This window comes from Priestia sp. P1_B12_1, from assembly GCF_056406695.1.
Map to the genome: position 1 here is coordinate 1 of NZ_JBFTZR010000049.1, position 2632 is coordinate 2632.

At 30.6% G+C, this 2632-nt stretch carries 4 protein-coding genes; 2 read left to right on the plus strand and 2 right to left on the minus strand.

Going from position 1 to position 2632, the window contains the following annotated elements:
* Positions 1–374 precede the first annotated feature (374 nt).
* Positions 375–893: a hypothetical protein gene (locus tag AC1D0Y_RS29355; RefSeq protein ID WP_477708436.1), complete on the plus strand. Its 519-nt coding sequence runs from the start codon at positions 375–377 to the stop codon at positions 891–893.
* A gap of 144 nt (positions 894–1037) precedes the next feature.
* The gene (locus AC1D0Y_RS29360; protein ID WP_477708437.1) at positions 1038–1511 is read left to right on the plus strand and encodes a hypothetical protein; all 474 of its coding nucleotides are present in this window, start codon (positions 1038–1040) and stop codon (positions 1509–1511) included.
* 295 nt (positions 1512–1806) lie between these two features.
* On the opposite strand, the gene AC1D0Y_RS29365 is transcribed toward AC1D0Y_RS29360, so the two are convergent.
* Both AC1D0Y_RS29365 and AC1D0Y_RS29370 read right to left on the minus strand, forming a co-directional pair.
* Positions 1807–2259 carry a hypothetical protein gene (locus AC1D0Y_RS29365; RefSeq protein WP_477708438.1) on the minus strand — a complete coding sequence of 151 codons (453 nt, stop codon included), beginning with the start codon at positions 2257–2259 and terminating at the stop codon, positions 1807–1809.
* Positions 2260–2430: 171 nt separating this feature from the next.
* Positions 2431–2632: DUF3888 domain-containing protein (locus tag AC1D0Y_RS29370; RefSeq protein WP_477708439.1), on the minus strand; the 202-nt coding region annotated here is incomplete at its 5' end.

The following is a 2632-nucleotide window of genomic DNA, read 5'->3' on the forward strand; positions in this document are numbered from 1 at the left end:
TAGTTTCTCAACCACCTACTGAAAAAACGTTGATAAATGAACAGTGTATAAAAAGATGCATACTCCGGAAAAAGAATCCTTGGTGAAATCTTACTGCCCCAAGGGTTCTTTTGCTTGCTTGGTTCCGGAAAGAGTGATTATGTTAACTAAGATTGTATACGATATGCATTCTAAAACAGAGAAAATCAATAAGAATCATGCTTTTTCTACAACTACTCTTCTTCAAATTAAAATCATAAAAGTAATAGAATGAATTATTGGTAGAGTACTTTACAAACAGTACCTGCAATTGCAAAAATAGAAAATAAAAGGCTTAATTGCTAAGAATAACGGTTAATAAAAGAGGGTTTTAATGGAGAAGGGAAAGATAGAGTATGAAATATAAAATGAAATCTGGAGATACAACTTTTATCGGTATCGCCAATGCAGATACATATATGTCATTTGTAGATGTGGATTGGTCGCTTAACCAACTACTAAAACATTTTGGAGAAGAAACAAAGAATGCGAATATTATGGTGTTTCAAATGTCTGTAAATGGAATAGAACATTCTTGGAAAGTTAAGGTTACTGTAAACCAAGAGAACAAAGTAAAGGGGAGTTATCGAAAAGCACAAGGCTATATACGTGTAACCAATAAAGAATTGTATTTAGTGGATTATGACTGTTTAACAATGGCTGCTCAATTTAATCATAGAAAGGTTCCTGATCAAAATTGTTCAAATTATCGTATTTCGATTCAAAATGGAATATATCAAGTAAACGTTTATCAATTTTACGATGTTGATAGTAACTCACGTACTGGGAGTAGGTTGAAAGATATGTTAATTGAATTTCATGAGGTAAAGGATATCTCATCATCAATGGATACTGTATACTGGTGTAATTTCTAACAGAGTGTAATTAGTATGTAAAGTCCTTTTTTAGGACTTTTTATCATGCTTCTACCGAGAAATCACATTATGGTAACTAGAATTGAACTCCTTATATATTTAAAATAAACATATCTAAGCATTTTAAAAGGAGTTATTTATTTAATGAATCTTCCTAATGGAGTAACGGGTTTTTATAGTTCAATAGATAATAAACCGAATGAAATAGATGATAACCATTTTAAAAGTATATGCTTCAATTTAATCAGAAGAAATCAAGGGAATATATTAAAGATTGATGAGGAAAATTTAACAAGTAATTTTTCAAAGGTAAAAGTAAATGTTTTTAATCGAGAGATATACGTGTTACTCAATGCATATTATCCTTTTCTCGCTCTTGCTTCTACTGTTGAATTTCAACATATTAATTTTATTGATGATCCTGTGTTATCAAAGGGTTTTATGCCATTCTATAAAGTTCTAAGTAAAGAAGAACTTAATGAACCTTTAGATATAAGAAACAGCAAAGGAAAAGTAAGCTTAGAAAATAAGAATAACCTGAACAGTAGTGAGTTAGAACAAATCTTTTATTGGAAACCAAATACTATTGGAGAAGTTATGTTCAACTTTTGGGATTGATCTTATGAAATAAGTTTCTTTTACTACAAAATTATTTCCGATAATCGGTTTTATGTTGACTAGAAAGAAATATGTCAACATATACTCTAACACCGGTATATATAGGAGGTGTTAAGTATGGGAGTATCTTTTATAATGGCCAGATATGTGTTGAAGGTATACTCTGTGGATCGTTTATAGAAATAGGAATTACTTTCATAGCTTTGTTCGTTATCTATGTAGCTTACGAAGTAATCTATAGAAAAGACCGTCCATAACCTTATAAATTATGGACGGTCTTTGATTTGTTTATGTGTTAATTTTGATTAAAAGTAAATCGTTCTTGATAGTTTCTATCGCTTCCTTTTTCTTTCCAGGTAATCACTACTTCTAGCTCTTTGGCTTTTTCAGAAAGTGGAAAATTCGCAAAGCAAAAAGGATCTTTGTCATTTCTGTTCAATGTTTCTTTTTCTAAATTAACAATTCCATATTTAATATTAGAGTTTTCTTCATCTCTAAAAAGTTCAACTCTTACATCTGATACATCATTTTTAGTATTCTTAATTGTAATGCTATAAGTTTGATACACGCCTTTTTTAGGCTTTATATCTCGTGGATCGCTAAATTTCACTTTGTCTATTTCAACATTCCACTGGTCAGATGTTTGAGTGTTAGGAAGTTGATTAAAAGTTAAAGCATTAGCTTTTATATTGCTATTGAAAACAAAAAACATAACAGCTAATGAAAATAAAAATAAATACTTTTTCATATTTGTATGCCTCCAATTAAATTTAGTTGAGCTTATTGTCCCCCTAGTTATCCTAAATATTAGGAGAAACATTCAAATCCCTCTATTTTTCATTTTTTTATCACATACAAAGAGAAACATGTACAGAGAATAAAAATCCTTAAGATTGATTCTAGAGCTTTTATTTACTCATTATCCTTCCATATTGAGAACCTTGACATTATTTGTTACGGAAAAGGTAATCACCACGGGTCCTTCAGGTGGATTATGCGGGCCTGTAAACGTATCGTATTTCACCTTTACCACGAAATCATAGTTCGAAGACCCACTCGATATACGCTTCACGCTCAAAATTTCCGCATTCCACAAACTATAACTACGATCAGGGTATTTC

What these genes read in the sequence shown, in the direction of transcription:
- AC1D0Y_RS29360 (WP_477708437.1), top strand. Translation starts at nt 1,038, where the DNA reads ATGAATCTTCCTAATGGAGTAACGGGTTTTTATAGTTCAATAGATAAT.
- AC1D0Y_RS29355 (WP_477708436.1), top strand. Translation starts at nt 375, where the DNA reads ATGAAATATAAAATGAAATCTGGAGATACAACTTTTATCGGTATCGCC.
- AC1D0Y_RS29365 (WP_477708438.1), bottom strand. Translation starts at nt 2,259, where the DNA reads ATGAAAAAGTATTTATTTTTATTTTCATTAGCTGTTATGTTTTTTGTT.